Annotated in this window: 10 protein-coding genes and 1 tRNA gene; 3 read left to right on the top strand and 8 right to left on the bottom strand. The window is 57.6% G+C overall.

Annotation, left to right across the window (positions count from 1 at the left end; translation table 11 throughout):
- Positions 1-27 precede the first annotated feature (27 nt).
- From iscR to trmJ, 3 genes are all read right to left on the bottom strand, one after another.
- The gene (iscR, locus tag NH398_RS13955; RefSeq protein ID WP_159341193.1) at positions 28-495 is read right to left on the bottom strand and encodes a Fe-S cluster assembly transcriptional regulator IscR; all 468 of its coding nucleotides are present in this window, start codon (positions 493-495) and stop codon (positions 28-30) included.
- A gap of 77 nt (positions 496-572) precedes the next feature.
- Positions 573-1454: a serine O-acetyltransferase gene (gene cysE / locus NH398_RS16830; RefSeq protein WP_366070684.1), complete on the bottom strand. Its 882-nt coding sequence runs from the start codon at positions 1452-1454 to the stop codon at positions 573-575.
- 146 nt (positions 1455-1600) lie between these two features.
- Positions 1601-2380, bottom strand: coding sequence for a tRNA (cytosine(32)/uridine(32)-2'-O)-methyltransferase TrmJ (gene trmJ, locus NH398_RS13945; protein ID WP_253019023.1), 780 nt, complete (start codon positions 2378-2380; stop codon positions 1601-1603).
- A 140-nt stretch (positions 2381-2520) separates the two neighbouring features.
- On the opposite strand from trmJ, the gene NH398_RS13940 reads away from it, so the two are divergent.
- On the top strand, positions 2521-3315 hold the full coding sequence (locus NH398_RS13940) for an inositol monophosphatase family protein (protein ID WP_253019022.1): 795 nt from the start codon (positions 2521-2523) through the stop codon (positions 3313-3315).
- Between the two features lie 115 nt (positions 3316-3430).
- Here the strand turns inward: NH398_RS13940 and secF are convergent, their stop codons facing one another.
- From secF to queA, 5 genes are all read right to left on the bottom strand, one after another.
- Entirely contained in the window at positions 3431-4357 is a 927-nt protein-coding gene (gene secF / locus NH398_RS13935) for a protein translocase subunit SecF (RefSeq protein ID WP_159341197.1), read from the bottom strand.
- A gap of 49 nt (positions 4358-4406) precedes the next feature.
- Positions 4407-6260, bottom strand: a complete 1854-nt coding sequence (secD, locus tag NH398_RS13930; RefSeq protein ID WP_253019021.1) for a protein translocase subunit SecD — start codon at positions 6258-6260, stop codon at positions 4407-4409.
- 134 nt (positions 6261-6394) lie between these two features.
- Complete coding sequence (gene yajC, locus NH398_RS13925) at positions 6395-6721, bottom strand: preprotein translocase subunit YajC (protein ID WP_159341199.1); 327 nt, start codon at positions 6719-6721, stop codon at positions 6395-6397.
- Positions 6722-6799: 78 nt separating this feature from the next.
- The gene (tgt, locus tag NH398_RS13920) at positions 6800-7945 is read right to left on the bottom strand and encodes a tRNA guanosine(34) transglycosylase Tgt (RefSeq protein WP_253019020.1); all 1146 of its coding nucleotides are present in this window, start codon (positions 7943-7945) and stop codon (positions 6800-6802) included.
- A 36-nt stretch (positions 7946-7981) separates the two neighbouring features.
- On the bottom strand, positions 7982-9013 hold the full coding sequence (gene queA, locus NH398_RS13915) for a tRNA preQ1(34) S-adenosylmethionine ribosyltransferase-isomerase QueA (RefSeq protein WP_253019019.1): 1032 nt from the start codon (positions 9011-9013) through the stop codon (positions 7982-7984).
- 114 nt (positions 9014-9127) lie between these two features.
- Here queA and NH398_RS13910 point away from each other — a divergent pair.
- Positions 9128-9214 (top strand) — tRNA-Leu (locus NH398_RS13910).
- A gap of 281 nt (positions 9215-9495) precedes the next feature.
- A complete protein-coding gene (locus NH398_RS13905) occupies positions 9496-15636 on the top strand; it encodes a calcium-binding protein (protein ID WP_253019018.1) in 6141 nt (2046 codons plus the stop codon).
- The last annotated feature ends 70 nt before the right edge of the window (positions 15637-15706 follow it).

The raw sequence follows: 15706 nt of genomic DNA, 5'->3' as shown, positions 1-15706 counted from the left end.
ATGGGTTCCAGCGTGCAGTAAAGGCCGTCAAGGAGATGAGGCGAGGATGCCCGCCTCGACCCGCTGTTTTTGACGGGTAGCGATGCGGATGACATCCGGGCGCTGTATCAGTTGCGCCAGCGTAATATCGTCGAGAAAACTGCGGATTTGCCCGGATAGCTCGCACCATAAATGGTGAGTCAAACAGGTATCGCCCTGCTGGCAATCGGATAGCCCCTGGCAGCGAGTCGCGTCGACGGTTTCATTGACCGCATCGATCACTTGGGACACGCTGATCGCCTCGGGCGCTTTGGCCAACAGGTAGCCGCCACCTGGCCCGCGCACGCTGCTGACCAATCCCGCCCGGCGCAGTCTGGCAAACAGTTGCTCCAGGTAGGAGAGTGAAATCTCCTGGCGCTGGGAGATGTCCCCCAGACTGGTGGGGCCGCTGGGGGCGTTGATCGCCAAATCCAGCATGGCGGTAACGGCGTAACGGCCTTTTGTGGTCAAGCGCATGACAGGTACCTCGTCGCTGAGCGTTCAGCGCACTGGCAGCAAATGTTGCGCCATTATGGAAATCCTGAGTGCTTTGGTCAACTATTGCGGGAAGCGCTGTCCTCCGCCGCTGTATCGCTACGCTCCTGGGCGGCGCGACCAAGCCCGGGGCAACCGGTGTCGTTTTCCTCCAGAATATCGGCAAAGTCTTCATCCCGCAGGGCGGGGAGCTGGCCGTCGCGGTAGTTGGCGTCCAGTTTGCGCAGCGTCGAGCACATGCGTTCGATACGCTCGTCCACGGCGTGCATGTGATCGAGCATGGCCTGCATCGAGCGCGCCACGGGGTCGGGCATGTCTTGGCTAACGCCATAAGCATCGAAGCCAAATTTCTGGCAAATGGCTTCACGGCGGGCCGGGTCGACGTCCAGCGCTTCTTCCACATCCGGGTCGGCGCGTTTGACGATTTTGCCGGGAATGCCCACAACGGTGGCGCCCGTTGGCACTTCTTTGGTAACCACTGCGTTAGAACCGATCTTGGCCCCGGCGCCCACGGTAAATGGCCCCAATATTTTGGCCCCAGCACCGACGATGACGCCATCTTCCAGCGTAGGGTGGCGCTTGCCTTTGTTCCAGCTAGTGCCGCCTAGCGTCACGCCTTGATAGAGCGTGACGTTATCGCCCACTCGGGCGGTTTCGCCAATCACCACGCCCATGCCGTGGTCGATGAAAAAGCGTCGCCCGATGGTCGCGCCCGGGTGAATTTCGATGCCGGTCAGCCAGCGGGAGAAGGTCGATAGCGTCCGTGCCAACCATTTGAAGTTCTTGTTCCATAGCCAATGGCTGCAACGGTGCAGCAGTAAGGCGTGCAGGCCAGGATAGTTGGTTAGTACCTCAAGAAAGTTACGTGCCGCAGGGTCGCGGTCAAAAACGCTATTGATGTCTTCACGCAGGCGTTGAAACATGGGTGATCCTTGGGCGATAGGGGAGGCGGCAGCAATACGGTATTGGAATTGGTTGAGTGCAAAGCGGCAATCGATAAGGCGATGTTGGGGCGCGTCGATGTAACTTCAAGTTTAGGCCATGGCCGCTTTGCTGGCGCCTTTTGCGACGAGGGCGCCGTGACGGGTTAGTCGAGTTTGTCGCGACTCTCTTTATTCATACGCTGCGTCTCGCTCTGTTGGGCGGCCTTTTCAGTCGCCGAAAGAATGCCGCGTAGAATGTTCATTTCCATCTTTTCGGGCCGTGACCGCAGGTAGAGGCGGCGCAAGCGTGCCATGAGCTGGCGCGGCTGGGCAGGATCGTGAAACTCGATGGCGATAAGCGTGCGCTCTAGGTGCTCGAAGTAGCGCTCGAGCTCTTCGTGGGTCGCCCGCTCGTCGTTGTCATCCGCCACCTGGGGGGCATCGGCCTGGCTAAGCCATGCCATACGGCACTCATACGCCACCACTTGCACCGCGGCGGCAAGGTTCAGCGAGCTAAATTCCGCGTTGGTGGGAATATGCACGTGGGCGTGGCAGCGCTGCAGTTCGGCGTTGGTCAGTCCACTATCTTCACGGCCAAATACCAGCGCCACGCAGGCGTTGTCGGCTTGGCACTCGCCCGGCAGGCGCTCGGCCAGCTCCCGAGGCGAGATCATCGGCCAGGGCAGCGTGCGCGAGCGAGCGCTGGCGCCCACTGCCAGGGTGCAGTCGGCCACGGCATCTTCCAGTGTGGCGTGCACCGTGGCTTGGTGCAGTAGGTGGTCGGCACCGGAGGCGCGGGAAATGCTGTCTTGGGTGATCACGTCGCAGCGAGGCGCGACCAAGGCGAGATCCGCCAAGCCCATGTTGTGCATGGCGCGTGCCACGCCGCCAATGTTGCCAGGGTGGCTGGTGCCAATTAGAACGATTCGGATGCGCTCAAGCATAGTAAGCCCGCTTCAAATGCGTAAAACGCGCAGTTTAGCATGAGTCGATGGCATGCCCGAGGGGGCTCTGTTAGAATTGCCCGCCAAAAGGCGTATGGCGTCTGACCCGTTCTTTAACATCACTGTGACAAGGCCCGATCATGAATCCGATGGTCCAATTTACGCTGCGCGCTGCGCGCGGCGCCGTTGAGCACTTTTTACGCGTTCGCGAACGCATCGAAAACGCCCATGAAGAATTCAACCTCGACCGCTTGCTAGAAGACACGGCACGCAAAGCCGAGGCGACCATCGTTCAGCAGCTGCAGCGCGGCTATCCGCAGCACGGCTTCACCGGCCGCTACACGCCCCATAAAGCGGGCGAAGGCGAAGGGGAAGAGATCGTGTGGAAAATCGAACCGCTGCACGGCTACTCCAACCTGGCGGTAGCCGGTAAGGGCTTTGCACTCTCAGTGGTGTGTCTCGTTAAAGGTCGCCCCGAGCATGCGGTGGTGATCTCTCCCTTTGGTGATGACGAATATATCGCCAGCCGTGGCCGCGGTGCTCAGCACAACGACAAGCGCATGCGCGTGAGCAAGCCCACCGCGATTCCTGCGACCCGCATGGCGATGAGCCTGCCGGAAACCTGGCTGCGTCCGAGCCATCTCCCCGCGTACCTGACCATTACCCAACAGCTCGCCCCGCAGGTAGAGTCGCTGCTGGCGACGGGCAGTGGTTTGCTGGATATGTGCGAACTGGCCGCTGGCCGTGTCGACAGCGTCTTCGTCCTGGGGCTCGAAGAGCAGGACATGCAGGTCGGGACGCTACTGTTGAAAGAAGCCGGCGCGCTGATGGGTACCCCGGACGGCAAGCCGAGCGTGAATGCCGAAGGCCAATTGATGGCCGCTGGCCCGCGTCTCTACAAAGCATTGATCAAGCAGCTGGCGCCGCACTTTTAATCACTGGCGGCGCGGTCGCGCTGCGTGGTGAGTAGTGAGTAGTCAATAAAACGGTAGTAAAAAGGCCCTGCCGGGTAATCCCGGCAGGGCCTTTTCGTTGGCTGCTTTTGAGTGCTTACGGCAGCTCTTCTTCCTCTTCATCCACCTCTTTCTTAGCGGGAATGAGATCTTCCCGAGAGAGCTTCAGCGGAATCAGCAGGGCACCGGAGATATAGATAGACGAGAACGTGCCCACCACGATGCCTACCAGCAGAGCGATGGCGAAGTTTTCGATCATGTCACCGCCCAGCAGCAGCAGCGCCAGCAGCACCAGCACGGTGGTGCCTGACGTAGCCAGCGTACGCGACAGCGTGGCGTTGATCGCTTCGTTGAAGATTTGCGACATATCGTCGATACGCGACGTGCGAATCGTCTCGCGGATGCGGTCATACACGACGATGGTGTCGTTCAGCGAGTAGCCGATGACTGCCAGGATCGCGGCCAGTACCGTGAGGTCGAAGTCGAGCTGGAACACGGCGAAGACGCCTACCACGATGATGACATCGTGCAGCAGAGCCAGCAGGGCGCCGAGGGCGAACTTGTACTGAAAGCGGAAGGCCACGTAGAGCATGACCACGCCCAGTGCCACGAGCAGCCCCAGGCCGCTCTGATCGCGTAGCTGGTCGCCTACCTGGGCGCCCACGAACTCGGCGCGAACCAGATTGACGCTATCGCCGTTGCCCCGCAGCAGATTGACGACTTCGTTACCCACATCGCCGTCGAAGGCTTGCTGTAGGCGAATCAAGACTTCGGTCGACGCGCCAAAGGTTTGCACCGACACATCTTGGAAGCCGCTGTCTTCCAACAGTTGACGAATGGCGTCCAGAGACGGTGCGGCGCCGTAGCGGACTTCCACTAGGGTGCCGCCGGTAAAGTCCAAGCCCAGGTTGAGCTGCTGGAACACGATGGCACCAATCGAGACGATCAACATCACGGCGGAGACGATGAACGCTAGGTTGCGCCGCCCCATGAAGTCGATGCGCAGTTGGGATAGGGGTTTCATGACCACCTCTTAAATTCTGTGCTGAGCGCGTGTTGTGATCTCATCGATATCAGATCCACAGCTTTTTGACGGGCTTGCCACCATAGGCCAAATTGACCATGGCACGCGTCACCATCAGCGCAGTGAACATCGACGTCAGGATGCCGATCGATAGCGTGACGGCAAAGCCTTTCACGGGCCCGGTGCCAATCGAGAATAGAATCACCGCCACCAGCAGGGTGGTGATGTTGGCATCCACGATCGATGTGAACGCCCGCTCGTAGCCCGCGTAAATGGCCTGCTGAATCGACATGCCGTTGCGCAGCTCTTCACGTATCCGCTCGAAGATCAGTACGTTGGCGTCCACCGCCATGCCTAGCGTCAGGACGATACCGGCAATGCCGGGCAGGGTGAGCGTCGCCCCCAGCATCGACATCACGGCCACCAGCAGTGTCAAGTTGAGCGCCAGCGCGATGTTGGCAAACACGCCGAACACCTTGTAACGCACCAGCATGAACAGCACGACCAGCAGCAAGCCGATCTGAACCGATAGCAGGCCGCGTTCGATGTTTTCAGCGCCCAGGCTGGGCCCGATGGTACGCTCCTGAACGAAGTAGATCGGCGCAGCGAGCGAGCCTGAACGCAGCAGCAGCGCCAGCTCGGCGGCTTCGGTAGGGGAGTCGAGGCCAGTAATCCGGAAGCTGTTACCCAGTGCGCTCTGAATGGTCGCTAGGCTAATCAAGCCGCGTTCGGTGTAGGGATCCCGAACGATGGTCTCTTCGCCGGTTTCAGGGTCGACCTCGATGCGATCTTCGCTCTTGTGCTCGATGAACAGCACCGCCATGTTGCGGCCAATGTTGGTGCGCGTAGCGCGGTTCATCAGCGTACCGCCGGTGCCATCCAGGTTGATGTTGACCTGGGGGCGACCGTTTTCGTCGAAGCTGTTGCTGGCGCTGGAGACGCTGTCACCAGTAATGATCACATCCCGCATCAGCTCCGCTGAGCGGGCCGGGTCGTTACGAAACTCGAAGCGTTCGGTTTCGGCATCCGGCGTATCGTTGCGCGCTTCTAGACGAAACTCGAGGTTGGCCGTCGCGCCCACGATCCGCTTGGCGGCCACGGTGTCCTGTACGCCGGGTAGCTCGACCACGATTTGGCTCGGCCCTTGGCGCTGTACCATGGGCTCGGCCACGCCCAGCTCGTTCACGCGGTTGCGCAGCGTGGTCAAGTTCTGGTTGATGGCGTAGTCCTGGATTTCGTTGACCGTGACATCGCTCAGCGTCATGACAAGGCTTGAAGCACGGCCATCCCCTTCGCTGGTGTACTCGAAGTTCGGGAAGTCGCGGCTGATCAAGCGGCGGGCGGTATCGCGGTCTTCAGTACTGGCGAAGTCGATAGAGAGCGAGCGCTCTTCAATGGTGGTGTTGCGGTAGCGAATACGCTCACTACGCAGCAGTTCGCGCATGGCGCTGGCGTTCACTTCGAGGCGCTGGGTCAGCGCGGCGTCCATATCCACTTCCAGCAGGAAGTGAACGCCGCCGCGTAAATCGAGGCCCAGCGTCATCGGGGAAGCAGAAAAAGCTTGTAGCCAGCCAGGGGTGGCATCGGCAAGGTTGAGTGCAACGGTCGCGTTGGGACCCAGCACGTCTGCGGCGATATCCCGCGCGTCGAGCTGATCATCGTCGCTTTGCAAGCGAATCAGCCACTGGCCGTTGGTCTCTTCGACGGCCTTGACGGCGATGTCGCGCTCGCTGAGCGCTTCTTCAACGCGGGTGATTTGCCGTTCATCCAGCGCGTCGCCTTGGGCATCGCTCACCTGAATGGCGGGATCTGCGGGGAATAGATTGGGAAGCGAGTAGATAAGGCCAACCACCAGGACGACCAGTATCAGCAGATACTTCCACAGGGGGTAACGGTTGAGCATGCAAGCCCTGCCTTCAATTACAAACGGAATCGCTGTGCACAGACAGGCTGGGCACAGCAACGTTCACCATCGACGCTACCATGTCACCCCTGCCGGGGTGGCTGGCACTGGGTCGGCAGGGGGGAGTGCAAGCGTTAGATGGACTTAATGGTGCCTTTAGGCAGTACGGCGGCAACGGCGTTTTTCTGCACGTTGACTTCGGTACCTTCAGAGACTTCCAGGGTCAGGAACTCGTCGCTGACTTTGGTCACGCGGCCAACCAGACCGCCGCCGATGACGACTTCATCGCCCTTGGCAAGGCTAGAGACCAGCTGCTTGTGCTGCTTGGCGCGTTTGGCTTGCGGACGCCACAGCAGGAAGTAGAAGATCAGCACGAAGCCGACCAGCATGACGATTTGCGCGATGCCACCGCCAGCAGCGGCTTCTTGGGCATGGGCTGGTGAGATGAAGAAATCCAGCATTGCAGGGAACTCCTGGGTTAGAACACTCAATGGGTGAGCGAGTTACGCCACCCGCAGCGGCGGGCGGCCATAAAGGGATTAGGTAGTAGCGCCCGCAAGGGGTGGCACCGGGAGGCCGCGCCTTGCATAGAAGCTTTCCACAAAGGTCGTCAATGTACCCGCTTCGATTGCCGCGCGCAAATCAGCCATCACCCGCTGGTAGTAGCGTAAGTTATGGATCGTATTGAGCATGGAGCCCAGCATTTCGTTGCAACGATCCAAGTGATGCAAGTAGCCACGGGAGAAGTTCTGGCAGGTATGGCAATCGCACTCTTCATCCAGCGGGCGGGTGTCGAAGCGGTGCTTGGCGTTGCGAATCTTGACGGTGCCTTCGGAGGTGAACAGGTGGCCGTTACGCGCGTTACGCGTGGGCATCACGCAGTCGAACATATCCACACCGCGACGCACGCCTTCGACGAGATCTTCCGGCTTGCCCACGCCCATGAGATAGCGCGGGGTGTCGTCCGGCATCCAGGTGGGCAGGTAATCGAGTACCTTGATCATCTCTTCTTTGGGTTCGCCCACGGAGAGGCCCCCGATGGCCAAGCCATCGAAGCCGATCTCCAAAAGCCCCTTGAGCGAGCGCTCACGCAGCTCAGGGTGCATGCCCCCTTGAATGATACCGAACAGCGCCGAGGGCGAATCGCCATGGGCGTCGCGGGAGCGCTTGGCCCAGCGCAGCGACAGCTCCATGGATTTTTCGGCCTCTTCGAACGTGGCCGGGTAGGGCGTGCATTCGTCAAAGATCATCACCACGTCAGAGCCCAGCGAGCGCTGCACCGCCATGGACTCTTCCGGCCCCATGAACACTTTGCTGCCATCCACCGGCGAGCGGAAATGCACGCCCTGCTCGGTGATCTTGCGCATCTCTCCAAGCGAGAACACCTGGAAGCCGCCGGAGTCGGTGAGGATTGGCTTATCCCACTGGGCAAAGTCGTGCAGGTCGCCGTGGGCTTCGATCACATCGGTGCCGGGGCGCAGCCAAAGGTGGAAGGTATTGCCCAAAATGATCTCTGCGCCGATCTCTTTGACCGACTCGGGCGTCATGCCCTTGACCGTACCGTAGGTGCCGACCGGCATGAACGCGGGGGTTTCCACCGTGCCGCGTGGGAAGTGCAGGCGGCCACGGCGCGCGCGGCCATCTTCGGCGAGGCGCTCGAAGCGCATAAAACATTCGTTTCGCATGACAGTCACTCGTTGATCGATCGGTAGGCGCGGCGGTTAGCGGGTCAGCAGCATAGCGTCGCCATAGCTAAAAAAGGCGTACCGCTCTTCGACCGCCGTACGGTAAGCCTGCATGATGTGCTCATAGCCCGCGAACGCCGACACCAGCATCAATAGGGTGGATTCGGGCAAGTGGAAGTTGGTGATCAGTGCATCCACGCAGCGCCACTCGTAACCGGGATAAATGAAGATATCGGTGTCGCCGCTGAAGGGCGCAATCTGGCCATCGCTGCTCTTCATACAGGCGCTCTCCAGGCAGCGAACGCTCGTCGTCCCCACGGCAATCACGCGCTTGCCAGCGGCTTGCGTCTCGCGAATTTGCTGGCAGGTGGCCTCGGTGACCTCGATCCACTCGCTGTGCATGTGGTGTTCGAGGATGTTATCCACCCGCACCGGCTGGAAGGTGCCTGCGCCGACGTGCAGTGTCACGAAAGCACTGTTGATGCCTTTCTCGGCCAAAGCATCCAGCAGCGGCTGATCGAAGTGCAGCCCCGCGGTCGGTGCTGCGACGGCCCCGTCCCGGCGAGCGTAGACGGTTTGGTAGCGCTCGCGGTCACTTAGCTCGTCTTCCCGAGTGATATAAGGGGGCAGCGGCATGTGGCCGTGCTTTTCCAGCAGCGCAATCATCGGCGTCTCGCCTAAAAAGCGCAGTTCGAACAGTGCATCGCGGCGGCCTTCCACCACGGCATGAATGCCGCCTTCGAAAATCAGCTCGGTGCCCGGCTTGGGCGACTTGCTAGAACGAATGTGCGCCAGCCCTCGGTGGCTATCCAGCGGACGCTCCAGCAGCATTTCCACCTTGCCGCCGCTGGCCTTGTGGCCGTGCAGGCGAGCGGGAATCACTCGCGTGTCGTTGAACACCAACAGGTCGCCCGGTTCTAGCAGGTCTAACAGGTCGGGAAAGCGGCGATGGTCCAGCGCACCGCTTTGTCCATCCACACACAGTAAACGGCAATCGCTGCGCTGTTCGGACGGATAGCGGGCAATTAGCTCATCGGGTAGCTCGAAATGGAAATCCGCACGCTGCATGTGAAGAAGCTCTTTTCAGTGGTCAAACAAGCCGCCTAGGATAGCGCTTTAGGTGGATAAAGTCAGTCGATGTGATTGACCTAGTGGGTTATCTACGTATAATGCGCATCCATTGCCGGTGTGGCGGAATTGGTAGACGCAGCGGATTCAAAATCCGCCGCCTTTACGGGTGTGCCAGTTCGAGTCTGGCCACCGGCACCAAATTCAAGGGCCTAGCGTTTATCGCTAGGCCCTTTTTTTGTGCCTAACATTGACGTCAGTGGACGTTTTTGCCCGTGATGATGCCTTTAATCCTGTGAAGCCTTGCATTACCCCGCCTTTTTACGGGTTTATTTCCTGCCTCTTTGTGAAATACTTGAGCCTATTTATCTAATCGCCTCTTGTCATCCACGATTGATGAGGGCGCTAAGGCGGCCAACGCCTGTCTTTCATAAAAACGTTTGGCGCAACGCGCTTGCGAACCTTCAGTGGAGATGTGCTCAATGGCGAAGTCATCAGCCGATATGCTTAAGTCAACGCAACCCGGCGTTATGAGTGGCCACCTGCTCAACGGTGTCAGGGTCAGCGCCCAAGAGTCTCACCGTGATTGGGACTTCTTGGCCAACACGCGCGACGACGTAGTGCGTATCGACGTACCGGCTGATCCCCAAGAGCGCATGGCGTTCGTCCGCCGCTGGATGGCGAAACATCAAAAAGCCCTGAAACAGGGCGGTATGGCCGCCACCCTCGTGCTGCCACTGATGGCGCAACAGGCCCTGGCGGATCAAATGGTCGCCGTCAATGATCTGCAAGGCGTGGCAGAAGTGATTCGCCAGCCCAACGGCAGCCTGACCCTCATCATGAACAGCGGCCAGCGCATTGATATTGCAGCCGCCGATGTGGCCTTGGAAAACGGCCGTGTCGTCGTCGATGTCGACTCCCTCATGGAGCTATTGGGCAACGACAGTGGCCTGTTGGTACCGCTGAGCCAGCTTCCCGACGTGCAAACCTGGGAGCGACTGCCCGACGGCAACGTGATGGTCACCCGTGCCGACGGCACGCAAATGGTCATCGAGCGCGGCGCGCTGGTGCAGCAAGGCGATTTATTCCTGATCAGCCCGAGCAATGCTCTGCAGCAAGGCATCGCCAGTGGCGAGGATTTCGGCAGTTTGTTGTTTGTGCCCAGCGCCTCTTTCGCCACCGATACCTCAAGCACCAGCAGCTTCCCTAGCACCGCAAGCAGTAGTAGCAGCGAGCCGGTCAGCTCGTTTGGTGACATTCCGCCTTGGCTCTATATAGGGGGTGGTGCTATTGCCGTGGGGGCTGCCGCTGCAGGCGGTGGGGGCGGCGGTGGCGGTGGCGATGCTGGTCCGGCCACTCTTAGCGGCTATGTGGTCGATGGCTATATCTCTGGCGCGACCGTCACCCGGGCCGTAAATTCGAACCAAGTCACCACCAATGACGATGGCTTCTTTAGCGGTCTGCAGGGCAGCGGTATCTTGACCGCGACTGGCGGTGTCGATATTGCTACGGGTCTACCATTTACCGGCGTACTACGGGCCCCTGAAGACGCGACGGTCATCACACCGCTGACCACGCTGATGGTGCAGCTCTCCGAGCAATTTGGCCTGAACGACGCTGACGCCCAAACGGCCATCAAAACGTCGTTAGGGCTCGACCAGCGGATCGATCTAACGACGACCGATCCGCTGGCAGAGTCCTCGCCGAATGTCGATCTGCTGGTGGCGGGCGTAAAAGTGGCGAGCGTGTTAGCGATGGCGGCCACGGCAGGCATCAGCAGCGCCGATGCCTTATCGCGCCTGGCGAGCGCCTTTAATCAAGCCAGCGACGCCGACCGCGAGCTGACCAACCAAGAGATGGCCGATGCGCTGGCGCTTCCGTCCATTGCAGGACAGGTCAAGCAGGCCCTGGACGCCATCGATAATGCCAGTGACGGCCTCAATGTCGACGCCTACCGCGACGGTAACAACAACCCACTGCGTGATGCGCAGCAGGATGCCCAAGACCCTAACAGCGAACTGTCCGAAACGATCGACTCCCGCGCCGAAGTGCCCTATTTCACGCTACAGCAGGCGGTAGCGTTGGCGGCCAACGATGAACTGCCCGCTCAGTACTTGATCAACCCCGACCAGCCCTTTGCCGCTGGCACGCTGGGGCTCACGGCGGCAGGCAACCAATTAGCGCTGGTCGAAACGGTGCTAGCGGGAGATTTTGATGTCGCCACTGCGCCTATTGCGCTAGCTGACCTCTACACATGGTCGGTGCGTGCGGATGCCGAGGACGTGTTGGTGAGCGGTGGTTTAGGTCGCCCGGAGGTGGTGGGTGCGCAGAGCGTGACGCTGACCAATGCCACCATCCGTCCGGATCAGTTCGCTGACCTTAATACCCTCGACAATTTTGATCTGGGCAATACGGTCGTGCCTTATACGTTGGAAGAAGCGTTAGCGACCGACGTGATGCCTGCCAACTACACCCTGAACCCGAGCACCCCCTTCTCCTCCGGTAACCTGACCGTGAGGGAAGCCGCCGAGCTGATCGACAGCACCCGCATACTGCTGGATCTTGCCCAAAACACCGACAGCGACAACCTCACCCGTGACCTGTTGTTAGAGTGGAACATCGTCGATAGCCTCGACACGATTTTAGGAACGCCCGCCGCGCGCCCGCAAATCGCCGAAGCCAACAGTATCAGCGTGACGGAAGCGATCATTACGCCTGCTCAATTCGTACAGCTCAATGGCTTGGCGAATTTCGTGCTTGGTGAGACCGAGGTGGATTACACCCTGGCCGAAGCGCTGGATGCCGATCCGCTCGCTAGCAATTACATCATCGACCTTCAGACAGTGCTGAACGCAGGCACGGTCACCGTGGCCGAGGCAGAAGCCGCATTCGCCGACGTTAGCCGGGTATTGGAAGGCGCTAACAACCAGCCGCCGCTCACGCTATTTGAGTGGGTCATTCGCGATGACGTTGATGCGATTATTGCCGACCTGGAACAAGGGCATGTGATCGAGGCGAATCAAGTGTCGGCGAGCAATCGCGTGATCACGTCTGCTCAGTTTGACCAGATCAACACGTTGGACAACTTCGAGCTGGGCACGACCATCGTTCGCTACACGCTGGAAAATGCCGTCAATGCCGATGAATTGGCCGCCAATTATGACATCGATACCACCGTGCCCTTTGAAGCCGGTGAGGTCAGCGTCGACGCTGCTGCCACAACGCTGGCAGCGGTTGAGCGTATTCTCGATGGGGCGCTCAACACTCAAACGCCCGATGCCGATGAGTTGTTCAACTGGACGGTCGTCGATAGCGCTTCCACGATTTTAGAAGCGGGTAACGTTCCCCACCTTGTCCGTGCGGATGCAGTGAACGTAAATGACGACATCATTACGATTGCGCAGTTCGAAGCGCTGAGTGCCGCTGAATTTAACTACGTTCGGCTTGGTGAGCTGGTGGAGTACACGCTGGCTAACGCCATCTCCGTCATCGATGCTGGCGATGGCCCACTCGTCGACAGCTACGTGATCGATCTGGATACAGCATTCGACGCCGTATGGACAGTCGACCAGGGTGAGAGCTATTTCGCCATCATTGCGGGCGCAGAGAACCAGGCGGCCTTGCTGGCAAGCGATGCAGTGGTGTGGCAAATCGAAGACTCCATTAGCAACTTGCTCAACGGTATCAGTAACGTCAACGCCGGTGATGATGCGTTTGGCGACGATGCCATTGTGAATGCTGAAACGGTGCGTGTGACAGGTACCACCATCACGCAAGCTCAGTACGAAGAGCTGCTGGCTGCTGTGGGTGACGCGCTGAGCTTGGAAGCGGGAGAAAATGCCGCGCGCACCACTGTCACTTATGCCGACTTAGCAGCAGCGGTCTCAGCTCAAGCCAACGGTGTGCTGGCACCCAGTGATTTTTACTCCATTACTGCCAATACTACTTACACAAATACCAACGGGGCGTTGAGTGTTGCGAATGCTTTAACGGAAATTGAAACCGTCAAAGGTATTCTTGAAGGCTCACGTAATACGTTAAATTTCGAGACCGTTTACGAGTGGAGCATCACCGACTCTGCCAGCAATATTCTTGATGTCATTGAGAGCAGTACAAGCGGTATTCCGGAAGTACTTGAAGGCGCAGGCAGCATCCTTGCGGCCAATGGCGGTGCAGATGGCAACATTCTAGCCGCTGAGTACGACGCCTTGGTGGTAGAGCTAGGTGCCAATGGCTTTGATTATAACGAGGTCGAATACACGCTGGCCTACGTGTTTGACGAAACTGACAACACCTTTGCCGCTCCAGACGATCTAGCCGACCGCTTCTTCTTTACTCGCGACGTGTTCGACATTGACGAAGCCGTTGGCGAAGGCAATATCAATGTGGCCGAGGCAGCAGGGTATTACAGCGCTGTACAGGAGCTCGTGAATAGCAGCAGTGACGACTTGGCCGTGACGGATATCTACGAGTGGAGCGTGTTAGATAGCGCGTCTAATATTGTGGCGGCTTACGCTAATAACGGTGATCAACATCCTCCGCACATAGAGGATGCGACGCTGGTCGAAATAAACGACACGACGGTTATTACGTTTGATCAATACGGCATTCTAGAGCAGATTCCTGGGTTTGAAATTCAGACATATACGCTTGAAGAAGCGGTGGGTATTTATCTAGAAGCTAATAGTGAGTTGGCGGCGAATTATATTATTGACGATGCAGCAGCATACTTGGCTGAAGCACTATCCGTTGAGGAGGCTTTAGAGTACAGAAATGCTGTTAGTTTAATCGTGGATGAAAGCGGGCAGTCTGCAAGGAATGCGCGATTAGATAGCGCAGCTTTAGATGAGCTTTATAGCTGGACCGTCCTCGACAGTGCAGTTGCAATACTAGGTGCTGCAGACACAAATGGGCGCCTTTCAGAAGCCGCTGAAGTGTCGGTCAATGATGATGTGATAACGTCATCAACTGCTCAGGAACTTAGAGACAATTTTAATAATTTTGTCTTAGGTGAAACGCCGGTCAGTTTCACGTTTACTGAAACTCGTAAGCTTGCTCAGATCGAAGGGATTACTGAAAACTATCAGATTCTTCCTAATGAGGGAGATATTCCAAATTTTGACTTATCAGGCGTTTCAGGAGCCGAGGCACGCTATACAGAAACACAAGAAATCGTGGATGGCGCGCTTAACAGAAATGACGTGTCGGTTGAGCAGCTTCAAACGTGGACGGTTGCTGATGCTGGCCCTGTAGAGCTATTCAATGCACGGGCAGAGGCATGGGTGACTGGTGCTGATAGCATTACCCTCGACTTACCGGCGGGTGCAACGCTCACTCCTGAGCAGTACGAAGCATTCTTAGTATTGGAGAATGTGAACCTTGATACGGCAAGTGTCGAGTATACGCTGCAGCAAGCGATTGAATTCGTAGATGGTGGCGGCGTGCTACCTGGGCAAGCAGTAGAACGTCCAGGTAGTTACCAAGTTGAATCTTCGACAGTATTTAGCCCAGCCAACGCTCAAACAGTTAGCCAAGTCATTGCCTTGTTAGAAGCGGTTGATGCTGTGTTGGCGGATGCTGACAATACTGCTGATTTGGATCGCAGTGCGCTCTTTAGCTGGTCAGTACAAGATAGTGCCGAGAATCTTATTGCTTCTATCGTCGAAACTGCAGTGACAGATGCTGATAGTGTACGTGTCGATGTGCCAGAAATTGGTTATGAGGACTTTGAAGCACTAAGTGTTTTAGATAACTTCAACCAAGATGGCCTGACGGTCTCTTATCCGTTGGGTGAGCTGGTTGAGCGCTTTCTCAGCGGTGAAGATATCCCTGCTGCCTATGCAATTGATACTGAGGCGCCGCTCTTTGAGGCAGGCGCATTAGATGTTCATGCCGCAGAGCGCCTCTACGATACGGCGACAACGCTGATTGATGGTGCGGTCAATAGTGACGTGTCGCTACCTTCTCTAACCTCTTGGATTGTTCAAGATACGTTCGAGAACATCTATACGCAGAATATTGTTGGTAATGGTGGTGAGCCAGCCGAATTTTTGGTGAGTGATGCAGCGACTATTTATGTTGTTGACGATGCTCTCACCCCTGGTGATATCGAAGATCTAGAGCTGTCATTAGGTCTAGGTGGTTTTGAAGAACGTCCAGAACTTGCGCCAGGCGGTAGTATTTCTCAACTCTCCAAAACGTTTGCCATTAATGGACAGCCGGACGGTGAGGTTGATCTCATTACTGATTTCCGGGTGGGGGATGCTCCTGGCTTTGATCAGGTATTTATTGACCTGACAGCAGATGAATTCGCATCACTTCGTGGAACCTCTCCAGGGTTTGTAAAAGACCCCATAAGCGGAGCTCTTGGCGCGGAGGAAGCCTTCGCCGTTTTCACAACCGAGAGCTTTGCGGATCTTACGTGGCTTGATCAACTTGGCTTAGAGGATGACGAGGTCGTTTATCTCTTGGCTAATGAAGACGCGAGCGGAGAAAATGCCCAGTTATTCCGCGTTGAGGACATAGGCACTGAGTTCGATACGCAGGCGCTAGCCAACTTCGAAAACCTAGATCTCAATAACTTCCTCGATGACAACTGGAACACCAACTACTCCATTACCTAATGCATGACTAAACAAACCCCCAGCAGCCGCAAGGCTGCTGGGGGTTTTTGCTGTTCCCTCCACGTTAACA

Source organism: Halomonas sp. CnH100-B (assembly GCF_024124605.1).
In the GTDB taxonomy this organism is placed as follows: Bacteria; Pseudomonadota; Gammaproteobacteria; order Pseudomonadales; family Halomonadaceae; genus Vreelandella.
Note: the sequence above shows the minus strand (reverse complement) of the source record. Positions and strands in the feature narration are given on the sequence as shown.